This is a genomic window from Flavobacterium notoginsengisoli (assembly GCF_014207905.1).
GTDB classification, from domain to species: domain Bacteria; phylum Bacteroidota; class Bacteroidia; order Flavobacteriales; family Flavobacteriaceae; genus Flavobacterium; species Flavobacterium notoginsengisoli_A.
In genome coordinates, this window is sequence record NZ_JACHLB010000005.1 from 61,806 (window position 1) to 79,022 (window position 17,217).

A 17,217-nucleotide genomic window follows, 5' to 3' on the forward strand; every position below is an offset into this window, starting at 1 on the left:
TGGGAAAAACCAACCTAATTCAATGTTTTAGAATTTGTAGCGAAGACTTGTCATAACTTGACGAGGCGCTATCGGGTTCACGCTATAATTTTCGTGAACTGTATAATTCAATTCGTTTGTAATGTTTGATAATTTACAAAGGATAGAGAACTTGTTCCAAGTATATCCTGCCGAAACATCTATTGTTGTGTAGCCTTTTAATGGAATTTCTCTATGGTAGATTCCATCAGGATATTTAGTAAGATCGGTGCTGTATTGGTCATTCCATCCACCTAAACGGTCACCAATGTAATTTCCAATTGCTCCAATTGATATTCCCTTAAAGAAACCATCTTGAACTAAATAATAGAAACTTAAGTTTGCAGTATTTGCAGGAGTTCTAACCAAACGATCACCCTCAATAAAACTACCATTTAAACCAGACGTTTTAGTATAACGCATATCATTATAACTGTAACCCGCAACAATGCTTAAACCTTCTACAGGTTTTGCAGTAACATCAATTTCGATACCTTTACTTTTAGTTTCTCCACTTAACACTTTTACGTTTGTATCGGTATTTAAGCTTCCGTCGGCTTTAAATTCGGCTGTTTGTGCTAAATTGCTGTTTACGATTTGATAAACAGTAACGTTTGTACTTAATAATCCTTCTAAGAAATCAGTTTTAATACCAGCTTCATATTGATCTATAATTGATGGTTCAATTGGTTTTAAATCTGCTGTAGTTCCTGTGTTTGGAGTAAACGAAGTAGAATAACTTGCGAATAATGAAACGTCTGTTCTTGGCTGGTATATTAATCCGAATTTTGGAGAAAAAGCATTATCTAATTTTTTAGCACCAACAGTAGGAACAGAATTTTCAGGTTTTACAGTTTGTACTCCAGAAGCAAAAGTTTCTTTGTAAGTTGTAACTTCAGCTTCCTGCCAAGACCAGCGTATACCTGCCAATACTTTTAATTTTTCTGTAATTGAGATTAAATCTTGGAAATAAACCCCAAAACGATTCGTTTCTGTTTTTGCAATTTGTGTCGCTCTCGCATTTGGAATGTCATTTCTTTGCGTTGACGGATCAAAATTGAAAAGATTGATTGTGTCATAATTTGCAGGGTTAAATGCAAAAGTATAAGCTGTTGCGAAAGAGTTTTCCCAATCGGCACCAGTAAAAACTTGATGTTTTACAGAACCAGTATTGAAATTTCCTTGAAGACTGATCTGATCTCCTAATATTTGTTCTAAGTTTTCATTTTGAACCAATGGTCTTGTCCAATCTCCATTATCTTTTACTGAAGATAATTGCGCAGTAGATTTTGAAGCTCTATCATAAGTTTGGTATGAACTATTGAAATTCAGTTTCCAGTTTTTATTAAAGTCATGATTTAATAAAACAGAAGCACTAGCAGATTTTGTATTTCCGTTTGACCAAAGTGATCCGTAAAAAGTATTGCGAGGTAAATCGAGAATTTGAGTTCCGATAATTCCTGTTCCAAAATCCGGAGTCCAATCGGCAGATAAATAATCTCCTTGAACTGTAATCTGTGTTTTTGGATTGATGACAAAAAGTAACGAAGGATTTACATAAATACGTTCATTTTTTACAACATCTCTAAAGCTTTCTGAGTTTTCATAAGAACCATTAATTCTAAAAGCAATTGATTTGCTAAGTCCGCCGTAGAAATCAAAAGCAGGCTTGTAATAAGAGAAGCTTCCGATTTGCATCGATACTTCGCCGCCAGTTTTAAATTGAGGAGTTTTGGTTACAAGGTTCAAAATTCCACCTGGAGCCACATTTCCAAATAATAAAGCGGAACCACCTTTTAAGAATTCAACTTTATCTAAACCAGATACATCTGGAATGGAACCTGCATTGTAACGAAATCCGTTTTTGAACATATTGTTGGCAGACATATCATAACCTCTAGAGAAAAAAGATTCTTGTGCGCCACCACGTGCAGAACCAACATAAACCCCGTTGGCATTTTTTAAAACCTCGCTTAATCTAATAGCTTGTTGCTGTTCTATAACTTCAGCACCGATCACTTGGATACTTTGAGGGTTGTCCATTGGTTTTAAACCAGAACGAACCGCTGTTACTGGTTTTGGTTCTTTGTTTTTAGTAACAACGACTTCATTTAAGATTTCACCTTTTTTATTTTTCACAGTATCATTTACTGTAGAAGTGCTTTCATTGTTTGAATAATCTTGTCCGTAAGAAGCAAGACTTAATAATCCAAGTGCAAATAGTAAATTATATTTCATGGTATTTATTTAGATTCAATAAAAATTATCGAGTGCAAATATAAATACAGGAGTACTTTAACATGAAATTATGAGGTGGTTTTCTTACTTAAACCTTGCTTATTGTTGTCTTAAGATTTGCTTAAGAATTTTCTAATGATATTTTAATTTTGTATTAATTTAAGTTGCCATAAATAAAAAAACCTCGCCGTATAGCGAGGTTTTTCTAATTGAAATTAAATCTAAGAATGAAATTTTCTAAAATTATTTTACTGCAATTTGGTAAGTAGCCATTTTCCAGATTTCATCGTATTTTTTACCATTGTGGTCGCCAGATGCTTTTTCTGTGTGAGCATATTCTACCATATAGTTTCCAGACCAGATTGGAGTAAAAGTGAATTCACCTTTATCGTTAGTCCATAATTCTTTTTCCCATCCGTTTGGAGCAATTACTTTAATTTTTGCTTCTTTAGCTATAGCGCCATCGTAAGAAGCAACACCTGTAATTTTTGTGTCTTTCTTTGCAATATCAGCGCTTTCTGAAAAAACAGCAATTTTATTCGTGTTTGATGCAATATTGTTTCCAGCCGCTTTGTTTCCAACTACTACAGTTGCACTTGAGTTATAATCTAAAACCATAGTTCCGTAAACGTCTTTTACTTTATGGTGCATTACAACTGTGTAAACTCCGTCTTCATCTGGTGTAAAGAATGCTTGGTATTTATTTTCTAAAGCTTTAGAAGTCAATTTTGTTTCTTTTTTTGAAGGAGAGATTAATACTAATGAAAAATCTTTTAAATCAGAAAACCATTTATCAGCTTTTGTGATGTCATTATCTGAGAATTCTCCAAAATAGATTGAGATTTCTTGAGCTTTTCCTTTTGTTCCAGTTGCTTTAGTTTCAATCCAAAGTGCGTGAGCAAAGATTTTTGGAGCAGCAAAAAGCATTAGGAATAAAAAAGTTATTGTTTTTAAAGTATTTGATTTCATAAGATCAAGTTTAAATTATTAGAATGAAATTTTCTACAAACATAAGTCTTATTTAGAATAATTAAAAATTATAAATCACAAAAAAACCTCGAAACCATTTAAATTTAATGGACTTCGAGGTTTTTTTGTGATTTAAAATCTATCTAGAATTTATAAGCAAAACTTGCTACAACATTTCTAGGTTTTTGCGGGTTTACTGTAGACCAGCCTCCGTTAAAATAATCTTTGTTTGTAATGTTGTTTACATTTAAGCTTACACGGAATTTATTTGAATTGTAAAATACAGAACCATTAATTACAGTGTAAGAAGGAAGAATAAATTTACCAGTAACTTCACTATCTAAAATCGCATTGTCGCTGGCATAATTTCCTCCAAAACCAAGTCCGAAGTTTTCTAAAGTTCCTTCTTCAAATTTATAAGTAGCCCAAAGGTTCACTAAATTTTTTGGACCAGCCCAGAAAGGTCTTTTTCCTTGGTCTAACCAAACATTATTTTCGTCACCTTTTGTGATTTTGCTATCATTATAACTATATCCAGCAATAATGCTTAGACCTTTTATTGGTGCCGCATTCAAATCAAATTCAAAACCTTTGCTTCTTGATTCACCACCTTGAGCGCTGTACATTGGGTTACTTGTAACTAAATTGGCAACATTAATGTCATAATAACTCATAGTTGCAGTTAATTTATTTGAAAATAAATCGGCTTTAATTCCAGCTTCTAATTGATTTGCATGTTCAGGTTCAAAAGTTTGTGAACCAATAAAATTTCCATCATTATCATAGATCGCACTTGGCGCTATATTTCTAAAACCATTCATATAGTTAGCAAATACAGATAATTGGTCTTTAATTGGCTGATAAACTAATCCAAATTTTGGAGAAAATGCCGTTTGATTATAATCGTCTGTATCGGTTTTGATATTTCCTTCAGTGTCAAAATAATCCACTCTTAAACTTGCCATTGCCAATAATGAAGGTGTAATGTTTAGGACATCAGATATATAAGCACTATAGGTTGCATCTTTAGAATTATAATTTGGTCCCGCTTCTGAAGCTAATAATTGATCCACAGAAGTCTGACTTAGATTGTAAGGGTTTGCAGGATCGATTTGTCTTACTTCGCCTTGAGCGGTAACATTGTATAATTTTCCGTAACCAGAACCAGCAAACATCAAATTACGATCAAAATAATCTAGACCGAAAACAAGACGATTTCTCATGCTACCAATTTTAAAATCACCAATAAAATTCTGTTGAATATCGGTTGTTGCAGTTTGAGAATTCTCTTTAGTTATCCAAAAACCAAAATCACGGTTACCATCTTCGTTATCGTAAATGTAAGAATAGTATCCTCTTGATTTAGAGGATGTTCTTGATAAAACCGTCTGAGATGTCCATTGCTCAGAAATTTTATAGTTCATTTGTCCTTGCAAATTAAATCTCGGATTTTTCATCGGAAGATCGTTGCTGTAGAAAGACAAATCGGTATTATAATTTAAATCGGCTAAGTCTTTAAACTGCAATTGTGCATCTCTTCCTAAAAACAACATTGAAGGCGTTGTTTTTTCTTCAGACATAAATTCGGTATTAATTAAGAAAGATAATTTATCATTTACTTTATAAGAAAGGGAAGGAGCTACAAAAATAGAAGTACGGAATCCTGCATCCTGAAAGCTGTTTTCGGTTTGGTAAGCCGCATTAATTCTAAAAAGAACATCATTATTATCGTCAAGCGGAGTATTAACATCTACAGTCACTCTGTTTAAACCAAAACTTCCCGCAAGATAAGAAACTTCACCTCCAAAACCACTGTAAGGCTTTTTGGTAACAGTATTGATAAGTCCGCCGTAGCTTACTAAACTGCTTCCAAATAAAGTTCCAGAAGGCCCTTTGATAACTTCGATTCTTTCAATATTAGCGGGATCTAATGTTCCGCTAGTAATACCTGGCAAACCGTTTACGATATTGGCCTGAACTTCAAATCCGCGAAGCGAATAGTAAGAACCTCCATCGCCGCCACGACCTGTAGATTCCCATAATTTCTGAATTCCAGGAACATTTTTCAAGGCATCTTCATAATTGGTAATCGCTTGTTCTTTCATCAATTCAGAAGAAACGATGTTATAAACCTGTGGGTTTTCAACATTTTTTAAAGGCATTTTTGAAACATAAGTACTTTGTTTCGGAAATGCTTTTCCTCTTTCATTAGTAATAACAACTTCTTTTAGCTGTTTATTAGAAACTGTCAATTTTAAATCAAGTGACGTCGTTTCATTAGCAGTAACTGTAACTTGTTGCTCTAGCGTTTCGTAACCCGTTAAAGAAACCTGTAAAGTGTAGGTATTAGGTTTAACGCGATTAAATTCGAAAGTTCCGTCTTCGTCACTAACAGTGCCATATTTTGAATTTTTAAGGATAATATTTACTCCAACCGCATTTTCTCCGTCAGAGGTTGTAATTGTTCCTTTAATTTTTCCCAAATTTTGCTGGGCGAAAATAGTGTTGCAAAAGAAGAAGAACAGGCAGAATATGGTACTTATCTGCTTGATACTACGATTTGAATAATTCATGGTATTTTTTTTTGGATTAATTTCTGTCTCAATTATTTAGAATAATTAAAAACAAGGCAAAAATATACATTATAATTTCTTTAACAAAAAAAATAGGCTAATTGAAGGTTAATAAATTAAAAAAAGAAACCAGTTTTATTGCACTGGCTTCGTAGCTGTTTTTTTCTTCTTATTTCGTCCCCACCAAATTAGAAAACCTGTTATGGGTAAACTTGCGCAGACAAGACTGGCAAAGAAAGCCAAGACTTTTCCTGGAAATCCAAGAATGCTTCCAACATGCAAATCATAATTGATGAATCGAAATTTTTCGCCATTATTTTTGTCTTTGTAAGTAGTTACTTTGAGATTCTTGCCTGTGTATTGATCAAATTCCATAGATACATCATCAAAACGATTCTCATAGCGAATAAATGTTTGAAAAGTCGCTAAAGAATCATTTGCTTCTGGCGTAAACAAAAAGTAGCTTTTTGCTTTAGGATGTGCTTTTAAAGTAGTAAGATATATTTTATCTGTAGCATTAATTTTAGTGTATTTAGTAGTATCAGAAACGATTCTTTTTTCTTCAGGAAAAGTTTTTCCACCGTTAAATAACCATTGAACTCCTTGATCATAACATCTGAAAGCCCAGACTAATCCAGTTAATGCAATTATTAAAGCGAAAATCATCATGTAAAAACCGAGAATATTATGCAGATCGTAGTTTTTACGTTTCCATTTTGTGGTGTTTTTCCATTGAAACCAAAAGCGCTGTTTTGCAGCGCTTTTATTTTTTGGCCACCAAAGAATCAAACCAGTAATTAGCGAAATAATAAATATAATGGTTGCCGTTCCCACAATTGGATCGCCGATTTCGCTATTTAAGCAAAGTGTTTGATGCAGCATTCGAACAAACACGAAAAACTCAAAATTATAATCTTCAATTTTTTTTACAGTTCCTGTGTATGGATCTACATAAACGTAAGTGGTATGATATTGATTCCAATACCAAATTGCATTTTTGTCTATCTCTTCATAAAACCAAGTTTCAATAGTGCGTTTGTTATCATTAAATGTTTTACATCCAGAAAATGTTTCTTTTGGATGAACCTTTTTATTGGCCTCTTTTGCAATTTCTAATAAATGGCTAAGTGGCAGTTTTTTGTCTTTTACTTGATCAACAAAATAGTGGCTATGAATTACTGGGCGTAATTCTTCTTCAAAAGCATACAAACAGCCTGTAATTCCAAGAATGACAACGATTAAGCCAGAAGATAATCCTAACCACAAGTGTATTTTTAATATTAGTTTTTTGAAAGTCATTTTATAAATTTTAAAAAAAATGGTATTAAACAGAAACACCTCTGCGGTTAAACAGAGGTGTTTCTTTTAAGAAAATGACTTTAGAATTTCAATGTCAAATTAACCAAGAAGTTTGTTGGAGCTTGAGAGTTTCCGTAGAAATCCCAATATTTTTCATTCGAAAGATTATTGAATTTAAGTCCAATTCTCCAAGTCGGCTGATCGTAAAATACTGTCGCATTTGCTGTAGTGTAAGATGGAATGTAGAAAACATTGTCATCGAACATATAGCTTTTTCCAACATAATTAATTCCGAATCCAGCTCCTAAACCTTTTATAGTATTTTGTAAAGTGTACGTTGTCCAGAAGTTAGCCACATTTTCTGGAGCGCCAACAGCTTTTTTGCCAGTTGCGGGAATAGTGTTGTCATTAAAAGCGTATCCAGCGATAATATTAAAACCATTTATTGGATTTGCAATTAATTCAAAATCAAATCCTTTACTCACTTGTTCTCCATTTTGATAGGCAAAACCTTCATTGTCATATTGTACAGCATTATCAATTTTGATATTGTAATAACTCAAAGTCGTGCTTAATTTTTTATTGAATGCCTCAACTTTTACCCCAAATTCATATTGCGCAGCATAAACAGGATCTAAAATCAATCTTGTAGCGTCGGGCTGTGTAGTTGGAGGCGAATTTTGGAATCCGTTCATGTAGTTTCCAAAAACCGAAACCTGATCTTGAACAACTTGATACACTAAACCTAATTTTGGAGATAAAGCTGTTTGATCGTAACCTTCTGTACTTTCGTCTGTGTCCAATTTATAATTGTCTACACGTAAGCTCAACATAGCAGATAATCTATCTGTAAAATTGATAACATCCGAAGCGTAAACACTAAAAGTTTTACTAGTAGTAACAGGATATGCAGTCTGAGTTAATGTAGCATCAACCGTTTTTCTTCTCATCGGATTATATGGGGTTCTCACATCAATAGTATCAAGATATCTTGTGATACCAGAAGAGAAACCGCTTTTGTTAAAGCTATAGTTTGCACCAAGTAAAAGCTTGTGTTTGATGCTTCCAGTTTTAAATTGACCATTAAAGTTTTGCTGGATATTAGTGTAATTATCATAAATAGGTCCCCAGTTTCCAACTCTTCTTGCTGCTTCATAAGGGGTTAACCAAAGCGTGTACGTTTGATAACTGCGTTCTACATTTTCTCCCATAAAAGAGAATAGGGTAGTAGATTTCCAATTGTCTGAGATTTGATATTCTGCCTGAGCAAAAACTTTATTTGCAGAAGTTTTAGCATCATTATCATCATAGAATAATGATTTTCTGTAACCAATTTTCAAATCACCAGGATTTGTAATTCCAGAAGCTGCATCATATCTATGGTAAGTACGTCTTGTATTGTTTGAGCTAATATATTCAGCATCGATATTAAAAGTAAGTTTTTCACTTGCTTTAAAAGTTAAACTTGGAGTAAAAGCAACAGTATTGTTGAAACCGTAATCTAAAAAGCTTTTCTCTCTGTTAACGGCAGCGTTCACTCTAAATAATACCGTTTTATCTTTGTTCAGCGGAGTATTTACATCGGCAGTAAAACGGTTTAAATTGAAACTTCCTGCTGTATAAGATACTTCTGTAGCAGTCGTTTCAAAAGGTTTTTTAGTAACAAGGTTTACTACACCACCAAAAGATGAAATAGTTGAACCAAATAAAGTTCCAGATGGCCCTTTTAAAACCTCAATTCTTTCAACATTGGCAAGGTCTGTAGAAGAACGGTTGGTAGACATTTCCATACCATTTCTAGCATTAATTCCAGTTGTAAAACCTCTAAAAGTAACTCCAACTCCTCCCGAAGGATATGTAACAGGCACAGATCCAGGAGAGTTTTGTACCGCACTTTTAACATCAATTGAAACTTGTTCTAATAAAAGTTCTTTATGGATTACATTATAAACCTGAGGATTCTCAAGGTTTTTAAGTGGCATTCTGGCAACATAATCGGTTTTTTTAGAGGCAATGCTCTTTTTACCGCTTACTACAACTTCTTGCAGTTCTTTATTCGAAACTTTAAGCTGTAGATTAAGAGAAGTTGTTTCATTTTCAGTTACAGTAACTTGAGTTTCTAAAGTTTCGTAACCAGTTAAAGAGATTTGAAGCGTATAAGAATTAGCTCTTACTCTGTTAAAATCGAAAGTACCGTCGTCATTTGAAACCGTACCGTATTTAGTATTTTTAAGAATAATATTTACTCCAGCCGCAGCGTCGCCGTCAGAAGTAGTAATGGTTCCTTTAATTTTTCCGTTGTTTTGTTGTGCAAAAATGGATAAGAACGAAAATAAAAAGCTGATTGAAAATAGAAAACGTAAGGTTTTCTGATTGTGGTAATTCATTGCTATTTTTTAATTGGTTTATAAATAGTTTTTATTTAGAATGAATAAAAACAGTGCAAATGTAGCTATAAAAATTTCTTTAGCAAATATTATTTTTAAGGATTTCATAAGCATTTGTTAAGATTATTTTAAGAAAGTAAGAGATGTTTTATGTTTTTAATTTTAAAAAATAAAATCAAGTTTTTGTGAAAAAAGAAAAAAGTAGGACGCTCACCCTAAAAAAAGCCTTAATTTTGCAGTCTGAAAAACAATTTCATGATTTTATCTTTCTTCAAAAAAATACAAAATACGCCTCGCGGATACCGTATAGCTAATACAGTCTTTTTCTTTCTTTCAGGTTTTGGATATTCTTCGTGGGTTTCTAGAATTCCGCATATACAAGCACAATTACATTTATCTGAAGCGCAGTTTGGAGCTGTTTTATTTGCATTTCCAATTGGTTTAATGCTAACAATGCCTTTTACTGGGAAATTATTAAATAAATATAGTAGCCGTTATATTATGCTTTTAGGAGCCATAATGTTTAATATCGTGCTGTCTTTACCAGGTTTGGTAGCTTTTGTTTGGCAGCTGGTTATTGTACTTTTAATTTTTGGTGCTTCTCGAAATATTTTCAACTTATCAATTAATGCACAATCTTTAGAAGTGCAAAAATTATATCCGAAATCTATTATTACTAGATTTCATGCGGTTTGGAGTATTGCTGTTTTTTCTGGGGCAGGTTTAGGATATGTTATGGTAACGCAGAAAATTGCACCATCACACCATTTATTGGGAGTTAGTGTTTTTATGTTGGCACTTACGGCGTGTTTTTATCCAATGAGTATTCATAACGAACCGGTTCCTGTAAAGAAGAAATTTTTCTCAATGCCAGAAAAAAATCTGGTAAAATTTGCTCTGATTTGCTTTGTTTCAATGGCTTGTGAAAATACGATGTACGACTGGAGCGGAATTTATTTTGAAAACATCTTAAAAGCTTCACCAAAATTAACCAGTGCTGCCTTTGTGTTTTTTGCTTCTGCAGTAACTTTAGGACGTATTTTTGGTGATTATGGCGTAACGAAATTTGGAACAAAAAAAATCCTCCTTTATAGCGGAATTTTAATCACTTTAGGTTTCGGAATTTGCTTTATTCTTCCGTACGCGTATCCAACTATTTTTGGTTATGTTTTAATTGGTTTTGGAGTTTCTTGTGTTGTTCCTTTAGTATTTAGTATTGCTGGAAGATCTTCGAAATTGAGTAGTGGATCTGCATTAACTTCTATTTCTACAATTGGTTATCTCGGATTTTTATTGGTTCCACCAATGGTTGGTTTTATCTCTGAATATTTAAGTATGAAATGGGCGTTTCTTATTATGGCGCTTTTAGGAATACTGATGATTTTTATGGTGAATAAAATCGGGGAGAATGAGTGATTTTTAAGTTGCTAAGTTTCTGAGATGCTAAGATTCTGAGGTTTTTTGTTTTTGTGAAAAAACTGTGTAGATAATCTTTATGTGAACTGGACTGAAGTCCAGCCCTACAAAATGGGGAGAACCGATGGTTCTTTTTTTATATTGCTTTAGAAACAGTCTATTTTTTGTCTATTTCTTTCAAATAATGCAACCATTTTTGTTTTTCAATAATGTACGAATATTGAAAACTACCTTCATAAACTCTAACTTTATCTTTAAATTGGAGTGTATCAACGTAAAATAAAGCAAGCATTTCTTTTTGATTAAAGAAATGAAGAGAATAGGAACTTGTTGGACAACAGCAATAACTTGTTTTTTCAGCATTTTCAAAAATACTTTCAAAGTCTTTTACTTGCTGTTTGTTATGAGTTTTAAATTCTTTTATAGGATTAAAAGATTCAATGCTACCAGATCTTCTGTAAGTTACAGTTGAATCGTAAGCTTTTACAATGATTTGTGTACTATTGGAAAGAGTAGTGTTAAATGAAAAATTATCCAAAAGATTCTCAATAGTACTTTGGGATTTATAATCGCAACTGAAAATAAAAACTGAAGCAAGAATTAAAAAGACGTATATTTTTACTCGACTAAGATTGTCCAATTTCTGATAATTTGTTTTCTTCTTCTTTTGCTATTTTTTCTCTCAGTTTAAATGCAAGATTCATCAAAATAATGGCAATGATATTAATACTAAATGCAGTAATATTGGTATCCGAATTCCATTTTAGATTGAATGCTGTTAAAAAAACTAAAAGAGTGATTCCTAAAATGGTAGCATTAAAAAAGTTTGTTTTTATAGGAAAATATATACTTAGGGCAATTCCTAAAATTCCACCCATAATCTGATAAATACCAAAAATACTAATTTGCTTCTTTATTTTTTCCATTTTAGTTTTTCTAATTCTCTTGAGTTTTAAGCTCAATTTGTCTTTTTTCAATTATTCTATTTGTCCATTTCGAAAAGAAAATAACAAGTCCGATAATTAAGAAAAATGATCCTGTTATAATAAAATTTAAGTGATAATCGTCTATAAAGCTACCTATTGCCAAAATTTTAAAATAATTCCAACCCAGAGTATTATATCGGTATAAAAGATAAATGATTATAAGTACGATAAAGCTATTTAAAATGGACCATTTTTTAATTTTTGAAATTGTAATTGATATAATAAATGAAAAAACAATTCCTACCAAACTGATAATATTTGGCCAAAAATTAAAATAAGCGATTTCTACGGTAGTTATTTGAAGCTTTTCAAGATTTTCCATAACATATTTAGGACCATGAATTGCAGCTGCTTCAATCACTTTAATATAGTTGAGCCACGAAAATGTTTTAAAAGAAAACATTATAAAGTAAGTCGCAACGAAATGAAAAATTATCTGAATATAATTTATTTTCTGTTTCATTGCTTTTACTTCTTCGTCATAACAAATTTCTCCGAACTAGGTTTTCCGTTCAAATTTCCAGAAATCTCAGCTGTCAAAGAATTATTTGCGCCTTTTGTATACGTAATTTTTTGTGGATAATCGTGTTTCGGATTTTCGAAAACCAATTTTTGATCCGTTTCAGAAGTTGATGGAAAAAATACAGGTTTGTCGTCATTTTGACCTTTTACGGTTGCTTTATACGTCAATGTTTCTCCTAACTGCGCTAGAATAATACTTTCAGAATGAATGGTGTCATTTCCTTTTATAAAATAAGAAACAGCACTAAAAGTACTATCGTTTAGTTTTTGCCAGTTTTCAGATAAAACTCCGTCTGGCGTTGTATTTTCCCAGTTTCCAATTAACCAGTCGGCTTTTTTGATTTTATCTTTTTCAACAGTTTCTTTTTTCTGGCAGGAAACTGCGGCTAATACAAGAGCTAAAAGAGTAATTTTCTGAAACATATTTTTGAGTTTTGATTGTACTAATTTATAAAAAAAAAGTTAGCCACTAATTACACAAATTTCCACGAATTAATTTTAAAAATTTTAATGTAATTTTTTGCCACTCCCGATCGCTATCGGGATAAAAGAATTATAAAGATTTTTTTCACGCAGATTCGGCAGATTTGAGCAGATTTAATTTTGATTCTGAATAATATAAATCTCCAATTATCTGCTTAAATCTTTTTAAATCTGCGTGAAAAATAAATTCGTGAAAATTCGTGAAATTCGTGGCGAAAAAATTTACACGCCTTCACACAAAATAGAATAAACCAATTCTTTAGTCGGTTTTTGATCTCCGAGTTTTGCTCGAACGTCATCAAAAGTTACTTTAAAATCGCAACCCGATTTGTATTCTGCACAGCCGTAAGCTGTTTTTCCTTTTAAGATTGTTCCTTTTTTACATTTTGGGCAAACGAGAGCATCAGAACTTTCTTGGGCTGTAGCTTTCTTTTCTGTCTTTTTTTCTGTTTTCTTTGGCTCTAATTTCAGTTTATAATTTTCCTCAAAACGAATTAATCCCTCAACAGTTCCAGAATCAGTTTTAAAGCCTTTTATATTTACGGTAGAACCTTTTTGAACCAATCGTAAATATTGGCTTTCTGTGATTTTTTTATCATAAAAAACAAAAGGCAGTACAAAATCACAACCCGATTTGTATTCGCTACATCCAAAAGCCGATTTTCCTTGTATTAAATTTCCTTTTTGACATTTCGGACACGTTTCTGCCGAAATTCCAGAAGCTTTCTTTTTTTCTGCTTTTACTACAGGTTTCTGAATCGTTGCTGCGTGCGAAATATTAGCGTGTTTGGTTTCGCTTCGAACTTCATAAACCAAGGCTTCAACCATGCTTTTCATATTTCGAATGAATGCAGCGGCAGTAAAAGTTCCTTTTTCAATATCTTTCAACTGTTTTTCCCAAGTTCCTGTAAGTTCAGCCGATTTGACTAATTCATTCTGAATCGTATCAATCAATTGAATTCCGGTTAAAGTAGGTAAAACTTGTTTTTTATTTCGAACAATATATTGACGTTTAAAAAGTGTTTCGATAATATTGGCACGCGTAGACGGACGACCGATTCCGTTCTCTTTCATAAGTTCGCGTAAATCTTCGTCGTCAACTTGTTTTCCTGCGGTTTCCATCGCACGCAATAAAGTCGCTTCTGTAAACTGATTGGGAGGTTTGGTTTCTTTTTGAAGGAAAGAAGGTTCGTGCGGACCTTTTTCGCCCACTACAAAACTTGGCAATAAATCGGGTTCTTTTTCTTTAGCATTTGGGTCTTCAAAAACTACTCTAAAACCCTTTTTAAGAATTTCTTTTCCAGTCGCTTTAAACGTGACTTCAGCTGCTTTTCCGATTACTGTAGTATTCGCAACCAAACAATCATCATAAAAAACGGCGATAAAACGTCTCGTAATAATATCATAAACCTGCTGCTGATTATAAGGCAAATTATTTTGAATTCCCGTTGGAATAATCGCATGGTGATCGGTAACTTTTTTATCGTTGAAAACCTTTGGCGATTTCTTGATTTTTTTCTCTAAAATGGGTTGTGTCAATTCTGCATAATTGGTTAATTTCTGCAGAATTCCTGGCACTTTCGGATAAATATCTCCTGGTAAAAAAGTCGTATCGACTCTGGGATATGTAATTACTTTTTGTTCGTATAAAGTCTGTGCAATTTTTAGCGTTTCTTCTGCCGAAAAGCCAAATTTTTGATTACAATAAACCTGCAAACCAGTTAAGTCAAAAAGTTTTGGTGCATATTCGTTTCCGTTTTTTTTGTCGACAGAAACAATCTCAAAATCACTTTCTTTGACTTTTTCAGCCAAGATTTCTCCGTCTTCTTTGTTTAAAAAACGACCTTCTTCATAACTAAAAAGCGTTTCTCTATATAAAGTTTGCAACTCCCAATATGGCTGAGGTTTAAAATTTTCGATTTCTCTAAAACGATCTACAACCATCGCCAATGTTGGAGTTTGCACGCGTCCGATAGACAAAACTTGTTTGTAGCCACCATGTTTTACGGTATACAAACGGGTAGCATTCATTCCTAAAAGCCAATCGCCAATTGCTCTCGAAAATCCGGCGTAAAATAAATTATCGTAATTCGTTGAAGGCTTTAAGTTTTCAAAACCTTCTTTTATGGCTTCAGTTGTAAGAGACGAAATCCATAAACGCTGAATTTCCCCTTTATAATTCGCTTCGTTCATCACCCAGCGTTGGATCAATTCTCCTTCTTGTCCAGCATCCCCGCAGTTTATGACTACTTCTGCTTTGTCAAAAAGGCTTTTTATGATTTTAAACTGCTTCTGAATTCCAGAATTCTGAACTACTTTGGTCTCAAACTTTTCAGGAAGCATCGGAAGATTATTCAAATCCCAGCTTTTCCAGTGCGGTTTGTAATCGTTAGGTTCTTTTAAGGTGCATAAATGCCCGAAAGTGTAAGTTACCGCATAACCGTTACCTTCGTAATAGCCATCGTGTTTGGTATTGGCACCCAAAACAGATGCGATTTCACGTGCTACACTTGGTTTCTCGGCAATACAGACCTTCATTTTTTCTTTCCTTAATAATAAGCGAAAATAGTTATTTTATGGTAAAGAGGCAAAAGGTTATTGTAATGAAAGACAAATGTTCATGGGAGCAAAGGAGCAAAGGTTGCTATAGATTTTACTTTTTTTAATAATTTCATACTATTTAATTCAATTGTGCGGATTTTAAAAAATATCATTGTAACCTAAAAGATTTCCTATTGATATACCAAGAAGGATTAAACCAACAATAGTAACTAAGATTACTGAACAACCGTTAGAATTATCTTTAATAATAAAATTTTCGGGTTCTTTAAAATTGTACTGAATTTTAATATTCTTGTTTATATTTTCTGCATATGTTCTAAATCTATCTAAATCTGATGACGCATGGATAAAAGGTTTTCCTTTATAGGTTTTTCTATCAGAAGTTTCAAATTCAATAATAGGAATTTTAAAACCTTCACTATCGGTTTCGTAAGAAACAATTTTACCAAAACTCTCAATTTTATTTTTGTTTAACTTGTTTAAAGTTAGAAGAATATGAATTGAATAATATAGACATACAATACCAAGAAATAAAAAGCAAAGGACAGGTTTAAAAAACATGCAAATAACGAAAAGAATAAAAAAAGGTAAAGGAATTTGATTTTTCGGATCAAGTGTCATTTTGAGAAATGCTTATTTGTAAATTATTTTTTGACTGTAATAATTTGATTTAGACACAAATTTGCTAAACTTTAAAAATATCAATTCTCTTCATCCAAGGAATTTCAGATTCTAAAAATTGAAGTTTTGTCTTTACTACTTTATCGCTTTTATCTCGTGGGTTTTTAGTAACAAATCTAGCTTTCGAATTCGTAAAATCTAAAGTGTTTTTTGCATCAAAATCATCTTTTTTGTCGGAAGAAAAAGTAATGACGTTATCTTTTACGCTCCATTTTCCTTTTCCGTATTTATTTTCTTCAGGAGGAGTTCCGCCTTGCAGTTTTCTATAATAATGAAATACAAATGTTCCGTCTTGGTTTAGCGTCAATTTGTATTCAATTATATTTTTTTCTTCATCAGCAGAAAGTGTACGAGAATAATCTCCCGCAAACTGATTAGATTGTGCCGTTAAACTTAAGCCAGAAATTAAAAGCAAAGTAATGATAAAGTGTTTCATCTGATTATTGTTTTGTATTTAAGTTTTGTGGTTTTAAAGTAAAATGGTTAGTTTTTATTACTGTATTTGTTGCAATTAAAAGGAACAAAATACTGTTTACAAGATTTTTTTAGTTTTCAAATGCTTTTTTAATACTGTTTAGCGCAACTTCAAAGACATCATCACAACCCAAAAGACCAACTACAGCATAGACAATAAGAGCCAAACCAATAATGATCAAAATACTAAGGGCCAAGCTGCTTGTTTTTACTTCTTTTACAATAAATTTTTCTGGGCTTTTGGCGCTGTAAAGTATTGCAATTTTAGTATTGATATTTTTCTGATAAGAATTGAATTTACTTAAATGGAATGTTCCATGTACAAAAGGCTGTCCTACAAAATTCCTTCCATCTGCGGTTTGATATTCGATATTAGGAGTTTTATGTCCTTCATCATCAGAGGTGTAAGATACAATTTTTCCTGTACTTTCAATTCCATTTTTACTTATGTCATCTAAAAAGTTATGAGCAGCAATCGATAAAATCACAAAAAGAAGCCCAACTAATAATAAACTAATTAAGATATTGTAAAATGAAAAAGCTACAAAAACAATAAAGAAAAAGGGAAAGAAAAAAGTTGCGTATTTTTTATCAAATAACATGAAATGG

The 17,217-nt window shown here is 32.5% G+C and carries 14 protein-coding genes; 1 reads left to right on the forward strand and 13 read right to left on the reverse strand.

Translation table 11 applies throughout. The features are described from left to right. Positions 1–27: 27 nt before the first annotated feature. The 5 genes from HNP35_RS15340 to HNP35_RS15360 all read right to left on the reverse strand — a co-directional run bounded on the left by HNP35_RS15340 (position 28) and on the right by HNP35_RS15360 (position 9,484). Positions 28–2,256 (reverse strand): TonB-dependent siderophore receptor, encoded by a 2,229-nt coding sequence (locus HNP35_RS15340; protein ID WP_184163902.1) that lies wholly within the window; start codon positions 2,254–2,256, stop codon positions 28–30. 243 nt (positions 2,257–2,499) lie between these two features. Further along, complete coding sequence (locus HNP35_RS15345) at positions 2,500–3,225, reverse strand: DUF4198 domain-containing protein (protein WP_184163905.1); 726 nt, start codon at positions 3,223–3,225, stop codon at positions 2,500–2,502. Between the two features lie 143 nt (positions 3,226–3,368). Next, positions 3,369–5,798: a TonB-dependent receptor gene (locus tag HNP35_RS15350; RefSeq protein WP_184163908.1), complete on the reverse strand. Its 2,430-nt coding sequence runs from the start codon at positions 5,796–5,798 to the stop codon at positions 3,369–3,371. 135 nt (positions 5,799–5,933) lie between these two features. After that, entirely contained in the window at positions 5,934–7,097 is a 1,164-nt protein-coding gene (locus HNP35_RS15355) for a PepSY-associated TM helix domain-containing protein (RefSeq protein WP_184163911.1), read from the reverse strand. 80 nt (positions 7,098–7,177) lie between these two features. Beyond that, positions 7,178–9,484, reverse strand: a complete 2,307-nt coding sequence (locus tag HNP35_RS15360) for a TonB-dependent receptor (protein WP_184163914.1) — start codon at positions 9,482–9,484, stop codon at positions 7,178–7,180. Between the two features lie 255 nt (positions 9,485–9,739). Here HNP35_RS15360 and HNP35_RS15365 point away from each other — a divergent pair, with 255 nt between their 5' ends. Beyond that, positions 9,740–10,900, forward strand: coding sequence for an MFS transporter (locus HNP35_RS15365; protein WP_184163917.1), 1,161 nt, complete (start codon positions 9,740–9,742; stop codon positions 10,898–10,900). Positions 10,901–11,057: 157 nt separating this feature from the next. Here HNP35_RS15365 and HNP35_RS15370 read toward each other — a convergent pair whose 3' ends face one another. The 8 genes from HNP35_RS15370 to HNP35_RS15405 form a co-directional block, all read right to left on the reverse strand. After that, the gene (locus HNP35_RS15370; protein ID WP_184163919.1) at positions 11,058–11,540 is read right to left on the reverse strand and encodes a hypothetical protein; all 483 of its coding nucleotides are present in this window, start codon (positions 11,538–11,540) and stop codon (positions 11,058–11,060) included. Then, positions 11,527–11,826 (reverse strand): hypothetical protein, encoded by a 300-nt coding sequence (locus HNP35_RS15375; RefSeq protein WP_184163922.1) that lies wholly within the window; start codon positions 11,824–11,826, stop codon positions 11,527–11,529. The genes HNP35_RS15370 and HNP35_RS15375 overlap by 14 nt, the downstream gene beginning before the upstream one ends. Before the next feature lie 10 nt (positions 11,827–11,836). Then, the gene (locus HNP35_RS15380) at positions 11,837–12,349 is read right to left on the reverse strand and encodes a hypothetical protein (RefSeq protein WP_184163926.1); all 513 of its coding nucleotides are present in this window, start codon (positions 12,347–12,349) and stop codon (positions 11,837–11,839) included. A 5-nt stretch (positions 12,350–12,354) separates the two neighbouring features. Further along, entirely contained in the window at positions 12,355–12,831 is a 477-nt protein-coding gene (locus tag HNP35_RS15385; protein ID WP_184163929.1) for a DUF6265 family protein, read from the reverse strand. A 282-nt stretch (positions 12,832–13,113) separates the two neighbouring features. Continuing rightward, complete coding sequence (locus HNP35_RS15390; RefSeq protein WP_184163932.1) at positions 13,114–15,429, reverse strand: DNA topoisomerase 3; 2,316 nt, start codon at positions 15,427–15,429, stop codon at positions 13,114–13,116. A gap of 162 nt (positions 15,430–15,591) precedes the next feature. Next, entirely contained in the window at positions 15,592–16,074 is a 483-nt protein-coding gene (locus HNP35_RS15395) for a hypothetical protein (protein ID WP_184163935.1), read from the reverse strand. A gap of 64 nt (positions 16,075–16,138) precedes the next feature. Then, positions 16,139–16,570: a copper resistance protein NlpE N-terminal domain-containing protein gene (locus HNP35_RS15400; protein WP_184163937.1), complete on the reverse strand. Its 432-nt coding sequence runs from the start codon at positions 16,568–16,570 to the stop codon at positions 16,139–16,141. Between the two features lie 109 nt (positions 16,571–16,679). Further along, on the reverse strand, positions 16,680–17,210 hold the full coding sequence (locus tag HNP35_RS15405; RefSeq protein WP_184163940.1) for a DUF3592 domain-containing protein: 531 nt from the start codon (positions 17,208–17,210) through the stop codon (positions 16,680–16,682). Between the last annotated feature and the right edge of the window lie 7 nt (positions 17,211–17,217).